This window comes from Pseudomonas sp. Root569, from assembly GCF_001427465.1.
Lineage (GTDB): Bacteria > Pseudomonadota > Gammaproteobacteria > Pseudomonadales > Pseudomonadaceae > Aquipseudomonas > Aquipseudomonas synxantha.
This window is the reverse complement of the sequence record NZ_LMGQ01000028.1, coordinates 75,638-91,949: the sequence shown is the minus strand read 5'-3', so window position 1 is coordinate 91,949 and position 16,312 is coordinate 75,638. Positions and strand designations below refer to the sequence as shown.

Here is a 16,312-nt window from a genome sequence, read left to right as displayed (position 1 = left end):
GGTGGTCAAAAGGTTACTCGTAAGCATAGGAGGGGCGGGCGCGCCATTCGTTGCATTGAAATGGAGCCAAGGCAGGCAGCAATCCAAAAATGTGGGAGGGGGCTTGCTCCCGATAGCGGTGCTTCAGTCGATTCTTGTGTGACTGACACACCGCTATCGGGAGCAAGCCCCCTCCCACATTGGACTTTCGTGTGTCCGCCCTCCTGGTGTTGCTTGCCGATACTGCCTGGGGGTGAACCCGGTCAGCGCCTTGAACTGGCGGGTAAACGCGCTGTGGTCGGTGTACCCGCATTGCAGCGCCACCTCGGTAATCGGCAGGTCGGTATGCAACAGCCGCCGGGCATGTTCCAGTCGCACTTTCTGGATCATTTGCCGCGGTGTGAGGTGGAAGACGCGTTTGCAGTAGCGCTCCAGTTGCGCCACGGATATCCCTGCGATACGGGTCAACTCACCAAGGGTCACACGGCGGTTGAAGTGGTTGCGGATGTGTTCGTCCACTGCCGCCAGACGTTGATAGGCCGGGTGGGTTTCGCTGGCCGATTGCAGGTCGACCGAAATCCCCGCCAGGCCGATGATCGCGCCGAGATGGTTGTACAGCGGCCATTTGTGCGTGAGGCACCAGCCGGGCTCGCGGGTGCCGTAGAGGTGCAGTTCAAGCTGGTCTTCAAGCACCAGCCCCTGCTCGAGTACACGTCGGTCTTGCTCGGTATAGCCCGGCCCCAGTTGCGCGGGAAACACCTCGGCGCTGGTCTTGCCCAGCAGCGGTTGCAACTGCCGCAGGCCGCATCGCTGCACCAGGGTGCGGTTGGCTAGCACGTAGCGGGCGTCGATGTCCTTGATAAAAATCGCGGCGTTGGGCAACACGTCGAGCATCGGCAGCAACTGCTCTACACCGCTCAATAGCTGTTCGATGCTGTGGGGGCGACTGCCTTGGAAAAGGCTCGCAAACGCGCTGTGCAACATGACTATCACTGCCCTTTTCGTGCTTTTACAACGCGCAGATTGCGCCATGCGCCAAGCGCTGTCGAGCGCGACAAACTGTGCTGAATTCGTCATCCATCCCAACGCAAAACATCAATCGCCGCCATGTCGATGGGTTCACGATAGCGCCACTGCATGCCTATCCAATAACTCACAAGAAGGCGCCGCTATGTCAGGCCAAGGCAAGTTCAAGAAACAGCTGTCACTGATGGACCTCACCTTTATCGGGTTGGGTGCCATCTTCGGTTCGGGCTGGCTGTTCGCCGCCAGCCATGTGTCGGCCATCGCCGGCCCGGCAGGGATTTTTTCCTGGTTGCTGGGTGGTTTCGCCGTACTGCTGCTGGGCATCGTCTACTGCGAGCTCGGCGCTGCCCTGCCCCGCGCCGGTGGCGTGGTGCGTTACCCGGTGTACTCCCATGGCCCGCTGCTGGGCTACCTGATGGGCTTTATCACGCTGATCGCGTTTTCCAGCCTGGTGGCGATTGAAGTGGTTGCCTCGCGCCAATACGCCGCGGCGTGGTTTCCCGAGCTGACCAAGGCCGGCTCCAGCGACCCCACCACCCTGGGCTGGCTGGTGCAGTTCGCGCTGTTGTGCCTGTTCTTTGTCCTCAACTACCGCAGCGTCAAGACGTTCGCCATCGCCAATAACTTGGTGAGCGTGTTCAAGTTCATCGTGCCGTTGCTGGTGATCGGCGTGCTGTTCACCTTCTTCAAGCCGGCGAATTTCCAGATGCACGGCTTTGCCCCCTTCGGCCTCTCAGGCATCGAGATGGCGGTGTCGGCAGGCGGGGTAATCTTTGCCTACCTGGGGTTGACGCCGATCATTTCGGTGGCCAGCGAAGTCAAGAACCCGCAGCGCACGATTCCCATCGCGTTGATTCTCTCGGTGCTGCTGTCGACTGCCATCTACGTGCTGCTGCAAACTGCGTTTCTCGGCGGCGTGCCCACCGAAATGCTCGCCAATGGCTGGGCCGGGATCAGCAAGGAACTGGCCCTGCCCTATCGCGATATCGCCTTGGCCCTGGGCGTGGGCTGGCTGGCCTACCTGGTGGTGGCCGATGCGGTGATCTCCCCCAGCGGCTGCGGCAATATCTACATGAACGCCACCCCACGCGTGGTGTATGGCTGGGCGCAGACCGGGACCTTCTTCAAGATCTTCACGCGCATCGATGAAAAGTCCGGCATCCCGCGCCCGGCGCTGTGGCTGACCTTTGGCCTGTCGGTGTTCTGGACCCTGCCGTTCCCGTCTTGGGAAGCACTGATCAACGTAGTGTCCGCGGCGCTGATCCTCAGTTACGCGGTGGCCCCGGTGACCGTCGCCGCCCTGCGTCGGAATGCGCCGGACATGACGCGCCCGTTCCGGGTCAAGGGCATGGCGGTGCTGGGCCCGCTGTCGTTCATCATTGCCGCGCTGATCGTGTACTGGTCAGGCTGGAGTACGGTGTCCTGGCTGCTGGGCCTGCAAATCCTGATGTTTTTGGTGTACCTGCTGTGCGCGCGCTGGGTGCCGACCGCGCACTTGAATCTCAAGCAACAAGTACGCTCGTCTGCCTGGCTGATCGGCTTCTACGCCGTGACCATCCTGCTCTCCAAGCTCGGCAGCTTTGGCGGCGTCGGCGTGATCAGCCACCCGTTTGACACCCTGGTCGTGGCGGCCTGTGCCCTAGGCATCTACTACTGGGGCGCCGCCACCGGCGTGCCGGCCCACCTGGTGCGTCTGGAACACGAAGACGACGAAAGCGAAGCCGTCAGCGACGCGCCTTACCGCGCCCCACTGTCCCCGACAACCCATTGATGGAGCCTTCTATGAAACGGCTGCACGTGATTGACTCGCACACCGGCGGCGAGCCTACGCGCCTGGTAATGAGCGGGTTTCCTGAGTTGCACGGCGCCTCGATCGCCGAGCAACTGGAACACCTGCGCACCGACCACGATCAGTGGCGCCGCGCCTGCCTGCTGGAGCCACGGGGCAATGATGTACTGGTCGGCGCGCTGTACTGCGCGCCAGTCACACCGGGCGCCACCTGCGGGGTGATCTTCTTCAACAACGCCGGCTACCTCGGCATGTGCGGCCACGGCACTATCGGTCTGGTGGCCTCACTGCATTACCTCGGGCTGATCGCCCCGGGTGTCCACACCATCGACACGCCCGTGGGCCCGGTGGCGGCCACCCTGCACGAAGACGGCAACGTGACCCTGCGCAACGTGCCGGCTTACCGCTACCGCCGGCAGGTAGCGGTGCAGGTGCCTGGGCATGGCGTGGTGCTGGGCGACATTGCCTGGGGCGGCAACTGGTTCTTCCTGGTGTCGGACCACGGCCAGGCGCTGCAGATGGACAACGTGGAGGCCTTGACCGACTACACCTGGGCGATGCTCAAGGCCCTTGAGGCCCAGGGTATTCACGGCGCCGATGGCGCGCTGATCGACCATATCGAACTATTCGCCGACGACGACCACGCCGACAGCCGCAACTTCGTCATGTGCCCCGGCAAAGCCTACGACCGCTCCCCCTGCGGCACAGGCACCAGCGCCAAGCTCGCCTGCCTGGCCGCCGACGGCGAACTGGCCGCAGGAGACACCTGGGTACAAGCCAGCATCACCGGCAGCCAGTTCCAGGGCCGCTACGAATGGGACGGTGAACGTGTGCGCCCGTTCATCACCGGCCGCGCCTACATGACCGCTGACAGCACCTTGCTGATCGACGAGCAGGACCCGTTTGCCTGGGGTATCTGAGCGTTTTATTTATTGACCTGAATGGAGTTAGCACCATGAGCGACAACATCTTCACCGGCTGCATGCCCGCCCTGATGACCCCCTGCACCGCCGAGCGCAAGCCGGACTTCGACGCCCTGGTCGCCAAAGGTCGCGAGCTGATCGATATCGGCATGAGCGCAGTGGTGTATTGCGGCTCCATGGGCGACTGGCCGCTGCTCACCGAGGCACAGCGCCAGGAAGGCGTGGCGCGCCTGGTCGCGGCCGGCGTGCCGACCATCGTCGGCACCGGCGCGGTGAACAGCCGCGAGGCGGTAGCCCACGCGGCCCATGCCGCCAAGGTCGGCGCCCATGGCTTGATGGTGATTCCCCGCGTGCTGTCCCGTGGAGCTTCGGTCACCGCGCAAAAGGCCCACTTCGCGGCGATCCTCAACGCTGCGCCCAACCTGCCGGCGGTGATCTACAACAGCCCCTACTACGGCTTCGCCACCCGCGCCGATCTGTTCTTCGAACTGCGCCGCGAGCACCCGAACCTGATCGGCTTCAAGGAGTTCGGCGGCGCTGCCGACCTGCGCTACGCCGCAGAAAACATCACCTCCCAGGACGATGACGTGACCCTGATGGTCGGTGTCGACACCCAGGTGGTGCACGGTTTCGTCAACTGCAACGCCACCGGCGCGATCACCGGCATCGGCAACGCGCTGCCACGGGAAGTCCTGCAGCTGGTGGCCCTGAGCAAAAAAGCCGCCAAGGGCGATGCCAAGGCCCGTCGCCAGGCGCGCGAGCTGGAAGCCGCGCTGGCGGTGCTGTCGTCGTTCGACGAAGGCTGCGACCTGGTGCTGTATTACAAGCACCTGATGGTGCTCAACGGTGACCAGGGGTACGCCCTGCACTTCAACGAAACCGATGTGCTCAGCGAGACCCAGCGTCGGTACGCCGAGCAGCAATACGCGCTGTTCCGCCAGTGGTATGCCAACTGGTCGGCTGAACAGAACGTCGCTTGATTTTCTGTAGGAGCGAGCTTGCTCGCGAAGGTCGTTAACGATAACGCGTTCATCCCGAATGCACGCGTTATACGCACTATTTTCGCGAGCAAGCTCGCTCCTACAACACCCCTCTGTTTTTCAGGATGCCCCATGACTCTGACAGGCAAGATGCTGATTGGTCAGCAATCCCTTTGCGGCCATCGCGATGCGATCCGGGCCATCAACCCCGCCACCGACACGCCACTGGAACCCGCCTATGCCGGCGGCGATGGCGAGCAGGTCGAGCAGGCCTGTGCACTGGCATGGGCCGCGTTCGATACTTACCGCGAAACCGCCTTGGCAGATCGCGCCAGGTTTCTTGAAACCATTGCCGATAACATCGAAGCCCTGGGCGATGAATTGATCGAACGCGCCAGCGCCGAAACCGGCCTGCCCCGCGCACGCATTCAAGGTGAACGCGGTCGTACCTGCGGGCAACTGCGCGCCTTTGCCCGCACTGTACGCCTGGGTGAATGGCTCGACGTACGGGTCGATACCGCGCAACCCCAGCGCCAACCGCTGCCCCGCGCCGACCTGCGCCAGCGACATATCGCCCTGGGCCCGGTCGCAGTGTTTGGGGCAAGCAACTTTCCCCTGGCCTTCTCCGTGGCGGGCGGCGATACCGCATCGGCACTCGCTGCCGGTTGCCCGGTGGTGGTCAAGGCCCACAGCGCCCACCCCGGCACCAGCGAGCTGGTGGGTCGCGCCGTTGCGCAGGCGGTCAAACAGTGTGGTTTGCCCGAAGGTGTGTTTTCACTGCTTTATGGCGCGGGTAACGAGGTGGGTATCGCACTGGTGACCGACCCGCGCATCAAGGCCGTCGGCTTTACCGGTTCGCGCCGTGGCGGTGTCGCATTGTGCCAGGCCGCCCAGGCACGCCCGGAACCGATCCCGGTGTATGCGGAAATGAGTTCGATCAATCCTGTGTACCTATTTGCTGCCGCGCTTGAAGCACGGGCTGAAGCATTGGCCGAAGGCTTTGTCGCGTCACTGACCCAAGGTGCCGGCCAGTTCTGCACCAACCCTGGCTTGGTAATCGCCGTGAAAGGCAGCGCCCTGGACCGCTTTATCAAGGTCGCCAGTGATCTGCTTGCACGTTGCCCGGCCCAGACCATGCTCACCCCGGGCATTTTCAGCGCCTACGAAACCGGCGTGAATGCACTGGCCCAGCACGCCCAGGTTGCCGCCAAGGGCCTGGCGGCCGCCGGGCCGAACCAAGGCCAGGCCCACCTGTTCGTAACCCAGGCCCAGGCATTCCTGAACAACGAACACCTGCAAGCCGAGGTCTTTGGCGCCGCCTCGCTGGTGGTGGAATGCGGCGATGTCGAGCAAGTGCGCCAGGTATCCGAACGCCTGGAAGGTCAACTCACCGCGACCTTGCACTTGGATGAGCCGGATTTGCCCCAGGCCCGCGCACTGCTGCCGGTACTGGAACGCAAGGCCGGGCGTCTGTTGGTCAACGGCTGGCCGACTGGTGTGGAAGTCTGCGATGCGATGGTGCATGGCGGGCCGTTCCCGGCGACCTCGGATGCGCGCAGCACCTCGGTGGGCACGGCGGCGATCCACAGGTTCCTGCGGCCGGTGTGCTATCAGGATTTCCCGGATGCCCTGCTGCCCAATGCCCTCCAACAGGACAACCCGCTGGGGCTGCGGCGCCTGCTTGACGGCCAGAGAGAGGCGTAGCCATGGCCGAGCCCAATCAAGCAGACATTGTGGTGGTCGGCGCCGGCATCATCGGCGTCGCCTGTGCCTTGCAGCTGGCGCGCCAAGGCCGGCAGGTGCAGGTTATCGACGCGCAGGCGCCGGGCATGGGCGCGTCCTACGGCAACGCCGGTCACCTGGCGACGGAGCAAGTGTTCCCCATCGCCGACCTGTCGATCCTCAAGCGCTTGCCGGCCATGCTCCTGGACCCCATGGGCCCGCTGCGCCTGGACTGGGCCTACCTGCCCCGCGCTCTGCCCTGGTTTATTCGCCTATTGTTGAATCTGCGACCGGCAAGCTACCAGCGCACCGTGGCCGGCCTGCGTGCATTGAATGAAGGCAGCCTGGGTGCATGGCAGCGTTTGCTGCATTCCATTGGGCAAACGCAACTGCTGCGCGAAGACGGTTCGCTGCTGGTGATTGAGCGCACCGAATCCCGCGTCGCCCTGGATGCGTTGCAGCAACGCATGCAGCAGCAAGGCGTAGCCGTGGAGTTCTGGAGCGGCGAGGCGGTGCGCACGGTCGCGCCGCAATTGAGCGACGCCATACAAGGTGGTTTGTTCTTCCCCAGTACCGGGCATTTTCTCGACCCCTATACCGTGGTCGGCGAACTGGTGAATGCGGCCAAGGCCGAGGGTGTGCAATTTCTGCAGCAGCGTGTTCTGGATGGGCGCCTGGATGACAGCGGTGTTTCATTGGTGACTGATCAAGGCTTGGTGACGGCGCGCCAGGTGCTGATCGCCTGCGGCGCCCACTCGGCCAAACTCACTGCGGCTCTGACAGGCAAACAGGTACCGCTGGACACCGAGCGCGGCTATCACCTGATGCTGCCCCACGAACACCAGCGCCTGCCCTTCGCCGTCACCTCACTGGAACGCAAGTTCATCATGACGCCCATGGCCGGCGGCTTGCGCCTGGCCGGCACGGTCGAATTCGCCGGCCTCGACCGCCCGGCGAATATGCAACGGGCCTGGCAGCTGCACCGCTTGAGCCAGGGGCTGTTTCGCCACAATCTGAACGACAGTGACGCCACACCGTGGATGGGTTTTCGGCCGTCCCTGCCCGACTCGCTGCCGATCATTGACCGGGTGTGCGAGGCCAAGGTGCTGCTTGCGTTTGGTCATCAGCATCTGGGGCTGACTCAGGCGGCGGTGACGGCTGAAAGGATCGGGCAACTGGCGGCAGGAGAGTCAGTGCCTGAGTTACAGCCCTATCGACTGGATCGCTTCTGAGCAAACTGATCCCGATACACAAAGGTTGGAGCTGTCCTGCTACTTGACCAATCGCTTTTCCTTGGAGGGGCGATAGCCGAAGTACGCGCTGTAGCACTTGCTGAAATGACTTGGCGAAACAAAACCGCATGCCACCAGTACATCCACCTGTGACAACTCGGTGTGCTGCAACAGGCGGCGCGCTTCGGTGACGCGCAGCTCCATGTAGTAGCGCTGCGGCGTAGTGCCCAATTGTTCCTTGAACAKGCGCTCCAACTGGCGGCGGGAGCGGCCGGCGTAGACGGCGAGCTGATCGAGTTCAAGCGGTTCTTCGAGGTTGGCGTCCATCAGCTTCAGCACTTCGCGCAGAGGTGCGCTGACGCAGACGTTCTCCGTTGGCTTGATGCGGCGATAGCGTGATTCTTCGAACGCCAGGATGTCTTCGATGCCTTCGACCAGCGCCTTGCCGTGCAGGCTCTTGATCCAGTCCAGGGCCATGTGGAAGGCGCCGGAGGGGCTCGACGCGGTGAGGCGGTCGCGGTCGATCACATAGGGCTCGCTGGTGACCTGGGCCCCCTTGGACACTTCCGCCAGCGCCGGGCGGTGTTCGGGGTGAATCGCGCAGCGGTAGCCCTGCAACAGGCCGGCGCGACCAAGGAACCAGGAGCCGTTCCACAAACCGGCAAGGCGAACGCCCGCCTCCGCGGCGCTGCGCAGCAGTTGAATGAACGGGTCGCTGGCCTTGAGTTCGGTACGGAAACCACCGCAGATGACCAGCAGGTCCAGCTCCTGAAGTGTCGACAACTCCAGGCTCGCATCGGGTCGGATCACCAGCCCGAGGTCACTGATCACTTCTCCCTCGCCCCAGCCGAAGGTGCGCGAGGCAAACAGCTCGGGGCGCAGCAGGTTGGCGGTCACGAGGGTGTCTAGGGTTTGGGTGAAGGCCGGCAGGGAGAAGTGTTCGAGCAGCAGGAAACCGACTTGGGTGACCGAGGTTGCCTGCGGGGTTTTGTCATTGAGGTAGCGCAGGTTCTTGCCTTGCATGCCACCGCTGAACTGGCGTCTTTCCATCGAGGGTTGGCCCACTCTTATTGTTGATGCAATGGGCGCTATCTTAGGGGCAAACGCTGTCACTGTCTCAATCGGCGTACCTGATATTGATAAATCCAAGATGCTTCAAAAGCCGCAGCCCAGCTACTGCGGCACCATCTGATATGGTTTTTTCTCTGTCATCTGCACCTGTATTGAACGCCGTCCCAGGCGGACAATAGGCGCCATCCCGACATCCCTGTCGCTCCCCGCCCTTCGGAGGCCTTATGACCAAAATGGCAATTTTCCTGTTCGGCTTTTTGGTATTGACCATCGGCATTGGCTTGCTGGCAACTATTTCGCCGGTTTGAACCTGAATCAGCTCACAAAAAGCATCGGATACAACGACAACACCAGCAACCCAGCCATGGACCAGTTGAACATCCGCAGCCAGCGCGGCTCGCGCAATACATTGCGCAGGCCGCTACCGCAACCAAGCCATACACACACGCTTGGCAGGTTGACCACGGCAAACACCACCGCAATCAGCAGTACGTTAGTGGCGTAACCCTCAGCCGGCGTATAGGTGGTGATTGCACCCAGCGCCATGATCCAGGCCTTGGGGTTAACCCACTGGAAAGCCGCCGCACCCAGGAACGTCATCGGTTTGCCCTGTTCGTCATTACTGTCCGATACCCCACCAGCGGTAGCAATCTTCCACGCCAGGTACAGCAGATAGGTGGCGCCAACATAGCGCAGCAGCGTGTACGCCCACGGGAACAGCTTGAACACTTCCCCCAGACCCAACCCGGCGCAAATCACCAGCAACATGAACCCTATGCTGATGCCCAAGGCGTGAGGGATCGAGCGGCGAAACCCGAAGTTCACCCCCGACGCCAGCAACATGGTGTTGTTGGGACCCGGGGTGATGGAAGACACGAAGGCAAAAAGCACAAAGGCTGACAACAGGCTGGTAGACATCAACATGAGGCGCGGTATCCAAGCGACAATGGTATGTCAGCGACGGTAGTAGGTTGCGGCGCCCATCGCCCGGTACAGCTGGAGAGAGATCGAGGCATACACTTTTGGAGGTCTAACATTCACTTGCGCTCACGCAGATCACCGATGGGTTTCACAAACCTTTCACAGACCAGCATTTATGGTGGTTTCAGCTCCTTAATGAACTCCTTTTAGCCCGCGCCTCATCGCGGGCTTTTCTTTGCCTGATAATCGCACCGGGCAAAAAAAACATTCATTACCTACTTGGATGAATATCATGTCCTACGCTCTTATTCGCTTTAACCCACACAGGCCAGAGTGAACGCCTTGATAGAAGATCTCGACGGCCCCCGAACTGCGCAGCAGGAATTGTTCTACGACCTTGAAGACGCCAGCGCTGTTATCGGCTGGTCCGTGGTTGAGCTGACCGCATTGGCCGCTGGCGGGCATTCAAGTGATGCGGTTGCATTAAGGAAGGTCTGCGCATTACTCACTGCACAGCAGCAAAGGCTTGAAGCCTATGCCAATGAAGTCAAAGCACAGAGGATCAGCAGATCCGAGGCGCTGGGGTGACACCGCCCCTCGGATCATCGGACTGAGGCCAGCGCTGGCGGCTGGCACGCGCTACGAACAGTCAGTGACTTTGAGCGGAGGGCTGCTTGTCATGACCACGTTGTTTTTTTACACGCTTGCGCGCCCTGAGTTCGTATTGATGGTGAAAAAACCAAGCGATCAGGAGTACGCCCGTCACACCAAAAACCAGGGTCAACAGCTCTAATGCAGTGCCTTCGTGTGAAAACATTTTTCGTTCCTCGTCCTGAAGTCGTTTGGCTGAAAAACAGTCAAACCGAAATTGTTCGTAACAATTCAAACATTTTCAGGGTAGTCGGCAAATGCTTCCGTGACAACCCCGACTGAGCTGTAACCATTGATCTAGACACGTCACTCGTCGAAAATCTACTTAATAACCTGCAGGCGATAAAAAACCCGTAGACGCTAATCTACGGGTCTCCAATAGCGCAGGCCCAGGTCGTAATCGACCCATGAGCACCGGCCTGCCCTGGTTCTCGATTACTTATTCAGTCCCGGACGCGTCCTGCTCCACCACCAGATCCAACACATAGACCGTCGAAGGCGCATCTGCTGGCGGATTCTTCCAGTCGTATTGCTTGACCCGCACTACCGTGCGCACGCCATCACGATGCTCAAAGCCTTCAATAGACTGATACAGCGGGTGCCATTTGTCCCGGGTCGGAAGCTGCAGGCCTGCGTCGTCATAGCGGCGCTCACGCACTTGCAAGCACTGATAGTCAGGGATCATCGGGTGACTGCACTTGACAGTGTTGGGCGCCACTTCCAGGAACTTGACCTCGCCCTTGCTACCGTAACGGGTCTCAGGAGTGGCCTCCCCCTGAAGCTTGAGCACCGAGCCGTCCACTGTAGTCAGTTGCAGCACTGGCCCCGTGTTATCACCGGTGATGACGGCGCGCAGATCACCTTTGAACAGTCGACCTACCTGGGCGTCAAGGTCCATCAGGCTCTTGTCACAGGCCATGAGCGTAGAAGCCAGTGACTGCACCTTCAGAACCCCTCCCTGATATTGATAGCCGCCGAACTGGCCATTGCAGCCACCGCTGATTTTCAGGTTCTTTTCACCGAAGGAAACACGCAACTTGCGCTCGATGCCTTTGTTCATCACAACGAGAGGTTTGCCCGAAGCATCAGTCGCCGAAACCAGGTTCCAGTAATAAGCAGATAATGCTGGCTGGCCTGCAGCGGCCGAGGTAGCAATGGGCATGGAAGGTGATTCTTCATGGCTTTTGGAAGGGGCGGCACAACCTTGGACCAGTGCAGCACAAACGGCCACAAGAAGAATTTTGTGTTTCATGGTTCACTCTGTCAGCTTGATGAATACGGGCGTTATCTTGCGCGGGCAGGATAAACGCGCGGCTAAACCGGCAAGCGTTCGAGGTATTACTGAGTGTTGACCCAGCGCTCGCTCGGACGACCTCGTCCTTGACCGATAGCGATGGGACATCACTTTTTTCGTTCAGTTTCACGCAATAAGGACGCTGGAAGCGATACCACAGTCCCGGGCAACGCCCTTTATCAGTGATCGATGAAATCTCCGACTTTCCTTGCGTCCTGTTCGAACCTTTCGAATATAGGAGCTGGTTTCGGGGTGTCGGACATACGCTGAGTCAGAAGCACCGTCGTCAGTTTCGAGACGGGATCGCTTTGCCATCTACTGCCAAACCCACCGCTCCAGCCGATCGTCCCCACACGAGCCCCGCTCGAGGTTTCTTTTGCGGTAACAGACAACCCATATCCCCAGCCTTGACCCTCCTGGAGGACAGACTCACCCTCCTTGCGCTGAGACGGTGTGAGGTGGTCGGTAGTCATCATCTTGACCGCATCTCTTGACAGCAATTGTCGTCCATTATTCGCGCCGCCATTGAGCAACATACGTACAAACGCCAGATAATCATCCACTGTCGAAACCAGGCCTCCATCACCTTGTTCAAAAGCGGGAGGTCGGCTCCAACCACCGGTTCTCTGGGCATCCCACTCTTCAAGTGTGCCTTCCTTCTGCCGGTAAGCGGTTACCAAGCGATCCAGCTTATCTTCCGGCACATAGAAGCCAGTATCTTTCATTCCAAGTGGACTGAAAATTCGTTCTGACAAGAACTCGCCGAACTGTTGCCCCGATGCGCGAGCAATCAGCACACCTAGAATGAGAGAGCCAATGTTATATATCCACTTTTCGCCAGGTTGGGCAAAGAGTGGCAGCGTTGAGATGCGTTGAAGCCATTGGTCAGCATTCAAACTCAACGTTGGGTCAGGTGGTCCGAAACCGGCGATACCGAGTGCTGATATCTTCTCCTGGATAGGGTATGTGCCGGGAGGCTGAAAAATAATTCCCCAACCTAAACGGAATGTCAGCAGGTCTTCAACCGTTATGGAGCGTTTTGCCGCGACGGTATCATCCACTGGTCCGTCGAGGTTGCGCAATACTTGTCGGTTAGCCAACTCCGGTAGCAGGCGGTCGACCGGCTCATTGAGTTTTAACTTGCCATCGTCAACGAGAAGCATGGTGGCCGCAGCCGTTATAACCTTGCTCATCGAGGCGATGCGGAAGATCGAATCACGTCGCATAGGCGGACCATCCAACGCCATGCGACCTAAAACGGCGACATGCGCATCGTCTCCACGCGCTAACAATCCGACCAGACCGGGTGCATGTCCCGCGTTAAGGGCTTTCTGTAAATTGGCATCGACAGACGACAAACGAAGATGTGAACTTTGTTCAGCCATCGGTTGTTCTCCTAAGTTTATATGCGTTCGGCCCTAGAACTTTAAACTGGGCTCCCCCTGCGCCAGGCTTAGTGTGCTCTGGCCGCAAGGGTTGTCATATGCAAAATTTGGATTAATCAATAAATATGCATATTCGTCGTACTATCCATCAAAGGACAACAACAATTTTTCCTAACGCGCGGTCGCTTTCAATCAAACGATGCGCTTGACGGACCTCATCAAAGGCAAAGGTTCTGCTATTAATGGAAGGGATACGCTTGGCAGCGATTTCCTTTACCAACCATGGCAATGGTGTGTCTTCCAAAGGCAAGTCGGAAGTCCCCAACAAGCTGCTTGGGAAGAGGCTCAGCCGCACAGCACCCGGCATGTCCCCTCTCAGGTTGAATTGCTCAAGGTTGGGCGTACCACCCAGCCCACCGACAACGCTCACCCCACCGAAGGGACGCACGGCCTTGAGGGTGTCCAATAGCGTTACGACGCCGACGACTTCAAGCGCCGCGTCGACCCCGCCCGGTGCGATTTCGCGAATGCGCGGGGCAATTTTACCATCGTCGATTACCACGATATCGGCCCCCACTTGGTAAAGGCGTTGGCTATTGCCCGCACTGCGGGTGGTCGCAATCACTTTTAATCCGCGGGCTTTTGCATAAGTGATAGCAGCAAGGCCCACTGCGGAAGTGCCACCGCGAACCAACAGCGTCTGACCCTTTTTAATCGCCAGGTTTTTGTCCAGTGCTCCCCAGACTGTTAAGTAGATTTCCGGCAGCGCGGCCAATTGCTCCCAAGGCAGCGTGGTGTCATCCAAGGCAATCACGTTATTGCTCAACACGGTGACTTGTTCGGCATAGGTGCCATTACGGGTAAATTGCAGTCCTCCCATGGCGGTAGCGACGCGCTGACCGGCGCTCAATTTGCCGGAGGGGTCTCGAATGACTTCACCCACAGCCTCAATACCCGGGACCCGTGGCTCGGTGATAGGTCCCATTCGGCCGGCGCGCAATGCGGTATCAATGCGGTTGATGCCAAAGGCGCGGACACGGATCAATACTTCACCGACTGTCGGCTCTGGGGATGGGATATCCCGCAATTGCAAAACGTCGGCATCGCCGGGCTGTTCGATCACATAAGCTTTCATGGGGAATCTTCCTCAAGTGCGTTGCAGGTATGAACCTTGCCGCTTGGGCAAGTGCTCGCACTATCCATCACTCTAAGCTGGAAGATAATCCACGCAAACGATAGGCTCTCCTACCAAATGTGAGAGGGTATCGTCATGGACTTAAACGCCGTTCGCATGTTCGTCAGTGTGGCGCAGGCCGGCAGTCTGTCCGCCGCAGCCGAACGCCTGAACATTCCACTACCCACCTTGAGTCGGCGCATTCGAGAGCTCGAACAGCAACTTAAGGTTCAATTGCTCGAGCGCTCGGTGCGGGGCACCAAACTCACCGATTCTGGGATGCGGCTGTATGAGCACGCCAGTCGGGGCATCGAAGCGCTAGTTGCGGGTGAGCAATCAGTCATATGTTCCCAGCGGCTTTTGACCGGACGTCTGCGCCTGTCGCTGCCGCCCTCGTTTGAACCGTGGTGGGACGTTGTATCTGCCTTTCAGCGCAGCTACCCGCAGGTACAAGTCAGCATCCACACCACTGAACGGCGCGTCGATCTGATCGAGGAAGGCATCGACGTGGCGCTGCGGGTTGGTGAAATCGCACACGAAACCCTGGTCGCCCGTCACCTGCTTAAATATCGTCATGTGCTGGTGGCCAGCCCCATGTTGATCGAGCGGCTGGGCCTACCCTCCAGTGTCGAGGCTTTACATGCATATCCTTGCGGCGTTTGGGGACGAGGCAACCAGGGCAACTGGTTATTGGGGGGAGAAACGATCAAGCCGGTAGCCATTCTGTCCACAAATGACTACATGCATCTGCGCAGCCGTGCACTGACGGGAGACCTGGTGACGGAGCTACCGCCCTTTCTCGCCGCAAGCGCTATCCGTGAAGGGACGCTCCAGGCCTTGCTGCCGGCCTATCCATTGCCAGAACAGCAAATAAACTTGCTCTATCCGTCGCATCATCATCCGTCGGCTATCGTGCGTGCATATCTGGACTTCGTGCAAGGATATGTAGAGTACATCGCGCAGGTATCAACAATATCTCAGTGATTTTTTGAGCGTTCGGATGGCGATCCAGACAACGAAAAAAAAGGCTCCCTACTTATCCAAGCAGGGAGCCAAAGGGGAAAACGTAATGCCATACATTGCTACGCTGGTTGCTCAGCGGTGTATGAAACCGGTTAATACGCCAGCGAGTAGCGGAATAGGTAAATGGCCGTATAACTCAGTTTTTTTCTGTGTTGACTGCTAAACGCGCTTTGAGAAGAGTTACGAGCAAGCGATCTCGCTCGGCCGCCAGCTCTTCAAAGCTTCTATCGGCCACTTCCGCATACAGACCCTGGATCATTTTCTCTTGCATCTGCGGCGTGAACTCAACGCCCCCCAGCGGCGTCCACCACGTCACCAAAGGACCAGCGAACTGTTTGTAAAAATGCTCAATTCCGCCTGCTCCGCCGCCAAGATGGTTCAAAAGCACGGGACCCATCACGCCCCAACGCAGACCCGGGCCCCAAGAGCAGGCCGTATCTGCATCTGCGACACTTACGACACCTTCATTGACGAGCGACATGATCTCTCTGATAAGTACCCCTTGCAGGCGGTTGGCTACATGCCCTGGTACCTCTTTGTTCAGTCGAATCGTTCGCTTGCCAAGGCTGGAATAGAAGGTTTGCGCACGATCAACTGATTCGCTGGAGGTCTGTTTACCGGCTACTAACTCCACCAGGGGAATCAGATGAGGTGGATTGAACGGATGCCCGACCAAGCAACGCTCTGGATGAAGAACGCAGCCTTTTTGGATTTCCGTCATTGTTAGCCCTGAAGAGCTAGTGGCGATCAGTACATCTGAGGCCAGGACAGCATCGAGTTGACGGTATAAATCCTGCTTGAAGTCCAATCGCTCAGGACCGTTTTCCTGTACGAAATCTACATCCGCGATATCTTCGAGAGAGGTGGAAAATGTCAGTCGCAGTTGCGATGCGCCAGCCGCAACCAAGCCAAGCTCCTGCATCTCTGTCCAGGCTTTAGCGACATACTCGCGCAGTGCCGCTTCGGCTCCGTCCGCAGGATCAACAGCGATGACTTCAAATCCGTAAGCCAAAAACAATGCGCTCCAACTCGCGCCAATTACCCCTGTGCCGACTATCCCGATTTTTTTAATCACGTTGCTCATGGTTATTTCCATCCGTTAAAACAGACCGCGGTATTACTGATGAATACATCAGGCAGCC

The 16,312-nt window shown here is 59.2% G+C and carries 15 protein-coding genes; 7 read left to right on the top strand and 8 right to left on the bottom strand.

Going from position 1 to position 16,312, the window contains the following annotated elements; all coding sequences use genetic code 11:
• Positions 1 to 153 precede the first annotated feature (153 nt).
• The gene (locus ASD70_RS25285) at positions 154 to 963 is read right to left on the bottom strand and encodes an AraC family transcriptional regulator (RefSeq protein ID WP_046068269.1); all 810 of its coding nucleotides are present in this window, start codon (positions 961 to 963) and stop codon (positions 154 to 156) included.
• Between the two features lie 187 nt (positions 964 to 1,150).
• Between ASD70_RS25285 and ASD70_RS25280 the strand changes: the two genes are divergently transcribed.
• The 5 genes from ASD70_RS25280 to ASD70_RS25260 all read left to right on the top strand — a co-directional run bounded on the left by ASD70_RS25280 (position 1,151) and on the right by ASD70_RS25260 (position 7,651).
• On the top strand, positions 1,151 to 2,776 hold the full coding sequence (locus ASD70_RS25280; protein WP_056847713.1) for an APC family permease: 1,626 nt from the start codon (positions 1,151 to 1,153) through the stop codon (positions 2,774 to 2,776).
• Between the two features lie 11 nt (positions 2,777 to 2,787).
• Positions 2,788 to 3,714 carry a 4-hydroxyproline epimerase gene (locus tag ASD70_RS25275; protein WP_056847712.1) on the top strand — a complete coding sequence of 309 codons (927 nt, stop codon included), beginning with the start codon at positions 2,788 to 2,790 and terminating at the stop codon, positions 3,712 to 3,714.
• Positions 3,715 to 3,749: 35 nt separating this feature from the next.
• Complete coding sequence (locus ASD70_RS25270) at positions 3,750 to 4,697, top strand: dihydrodipicolinate synthase family protein (RefSeq protein WP_056847711.1); 948 nt, start codon at positions 3,750 to 3,752, stop codon at positions 4,695 to 4,697.
• Between the two features lie 132 nt (positions 4,698 to 4,829).
• Positions 4,830 to 6,401, top strand: a complete 1,572-nt coding sequence (locus ASD70_RS25265) for an aldehyde dehydrogenase (NADP(+)) (RefSeq protein WP_056847710.1) — start codon at positions 4,830 to 4,832, stop codon at positions 6,399 to 6,401.
• Between the two features lie 2 nt (positions 6,402 to 6,403).
• The gene (locus tag ASD70_RS25260; protein ID WP_056847709.1) at positions 6,404 to 7,651 is read left to right on the top strand and encodes an NAD(P)/FAD-dependent oxidoreductase; all 1,248 of its coding nucleotides are present in this window, start codon (positions 6,404 to 6,406) and stop codon (positions 7,649 to 7,651) included.
• A 39-nt stretch (positions 7,652 to 7,690) separates the two neighbouring features.
• Here the strand turns inward: ASD70_RS25260 and ASD70_RS25255 are convergent, their stop codons facing one another.
• Together ASD70_RS25255 and ASD70_RS25250 are read right to left on the bottom strand one after the other, a co-directional pair.
• Entirely contained in the window at positions 7,691 to 8,674 is a 984-nt protein-coding gene (locus tag ASD70_RS25255) for a GlxA family transcriptional regulator (protein ID WP_056847890.1), read from the bottom strand.
• A 363-nt stretch (positions 8,675 to 9,037) separates the two neighbouring features.
• Positions 9,038 to 9,646, bottom strand: a complete 609-nt coding sequence (locus ASD70_RS25250) for a LysE family translocator (protein WP_056847708.1) — start codon at positions 9,644 to 9,646, stop codon at positions 9,038 to 9,040.
• A gap of 330 nt (positions 9,647 to 9,976) precedes the next feature.
• On the opposite strand from ASD70_RS25250, the gene ASD70_RS25245 reads away from it, so the two are divergent.
• On the top strand, positions 9,977 to 10,231 hold the full coding sequence (locus ASD70_RS25245; RefSeq protein WP_056847707.1) for a hypothetical protein: 255 nt from the start codon (positions 9,977 to 9,979) through the stop codon (positions 10,229 to 10,231).
• Positions 10,232 to 10,292: 61 nt separating this feature from the next.
• Here ASD70_RS25245 and ASD70_RS29175 read toward each other — a convergent pair whose 3' ends face one another.
• From ASD70_RS29175 to ASD70_RS25230, 4 genes are all read right to left on the bottom strand, one after another.
• Entirely contained in the window at positions 10,293 to 10,460 is a 168-nt protein-coding gene (locus tag ASD70_RS29175; protein ID WP_173664489.1) for a hypothetical protein, read from the bottom strand.
• Between the two features lie 273 nt (positions 10,461 to 10,733).
• A complete protein-coding gene (locus ASD70_RS25240) occupies positions 10,734 to 11,546 on the bottom strand; it encodes an META and DUF4377 domain-containing protein (RefSeq protein ID WP_056847706.1) in 813 nt (270 codons plus the stop codon).
• A 221-nt stretch (positions 11,547 to 11,767) separates the two neighbouring features.
• Complete coding sequence (locus ASD70_RS25235; RefSeq protein WP_056847705.1) at positions 11,768 to 12,973, bottom strand: serine hydrolase domain-containing protein; 1,206 nt, start codon at positions 12,971 to 12,973, stop codon at positions 11,768 to 11,770.
• A gap of 148 nt (positions 12,974 to 13,121) precedes the next feature.
• Entirely contained in the window at positions 13,122 to 14,108 is a 987-nt protein-coding gene (locus ASD70_RS25230; protein ID WP_046068279.1) for a zinc-binding dehydrogenase, read from the bottom strand.
• A 135-nt stretch (positions 14,109 to 14,243) separates the two neighbouring features.
• Between ASD70_RS25230 and ASD70_RS25225 the strand changes: the two genes are divergently transcribed.
• Entirely contained in the window at positions 14,244 to 15,131 is an 888-nt protein-coding gene (locus ASD70_RS25225) for a LysR family transcriptional regulator (protein ID WP_046068280.1), read from the top strand.
• A gap of 175 nt (positions 15,132 to 15,306) precedes the next feature.
• Here ASD70_RS25225 and ASD70_RS25220 read toward each other — a convergent pair whose 3' ends face one another.
• Positions 15,307 to 16,254 (bottom strand): 3-hydroxyacyl-CoA dehydrogenase NAD-binding domain-containing protein, encoded by a 948-nt coding sequence (locus tag ASD70_RS25220; protein ID WP_046068281.1) that lies wholly within the window; start codon positions 16,252 to 16,254, stop codon positions 15,307 to 15,309.
• Positions 16,255 to 16,312 lie beyond the last annotated feature (58 nt).

Bases quoted from the DNA above. Each gene is read 5' to 3' on its own strand.
- ASD70_RS25225 (WP_046068280.1), top strand. From the start codon at position 14,244: ATGGACTTAAACGCCGTTCGCATGTTCGTCAGTGTGGCGCAGGCCGGC.
- ASD70_RS25260 (WP_056847709.1), top strand. From the start codon at position 6,404: ATGGCCGAGCCCAATCAAGCAGACATTGTGGTGGTCGGCGCCGGCATC.
- ASD70_RS25230 (WP_046068279.1), bottom strand. From the start codon at position 14,108: ATGAAAGCTTATGTGATCGAACAGCCCGGCGATGCCGACGTTTTGCAA.
- ASD70_RS29175 (WP_173664489.1), bottom strand. From the start codon at position 10,460: ATGTTTTCACACGAAGGCACTGCATTAGAGCTGTTGACCCTGGTTTTT.
- ASD70_RS25265 (WP_056847710.1), top strand. From the start codon at position 4,830: ATGACTCTGACAGGCAAGATGCTGATTGGTCAGCAATCCCTTTGCGGC.
- ASD70_RS25285 (WP_046068269.1), bottom strand. From the start codon at position 963: ATGTTGCACAGCGCGTTTGCGAGCCTTTTCCAAGGCAGTCGCCCCCAC.
- ASD70_RS25250 (WP_056847708.1), bottom strand. From the start codon at position 9,646: ATGTTGATGTCTACCAGCCTGTTGTCAGCCTTTGTGCTTTTTGCCTTC.
- ASD70_RS25270 (WP_056847711.1), top strand. From the start codon at position 3,750: ATGAGCGACAACATCTTCACCGGCTGCATGCCCGCCCTGATGACCCCC.
- ASD70_RS25235 (WP_056847705.1), bottom strand. From the start codon at position 12,973: ATGGCTGAACAAAGTTCACATCTTCGTTTGTCGTCTGTCGATGCCAAT.
- ASD70_RS25220 (WP_046068281.1), bottom strand. From the start codon at position 16,254: ATGAGCAACGTGATTAAAAAAATCGGGATAGTCGGCACAGGGGTAATT.
- ASD70_RS25280 (WP_056847713.1), top strand. From the start codon at position 1,151: ATGTCAGGCCAAGGCAAGTTCAAGAAACAGCTGTCACTGATGGACCTC.
- ASD70_RS25240 (WP_056847706.1), bottom strand. From the start codon at position 11,546: ATGAAACACAAAATTCTTCTTGTGGCCGTTTGTGCTGCACTGGTCCAA.
- ASD70_RS25275 (WP_056847712.1), top strand. From the start codon at position 2,788: ATGAAACGGCTGCACGTGATTGACTCGCACACCGGCGGCGAGCCTACG.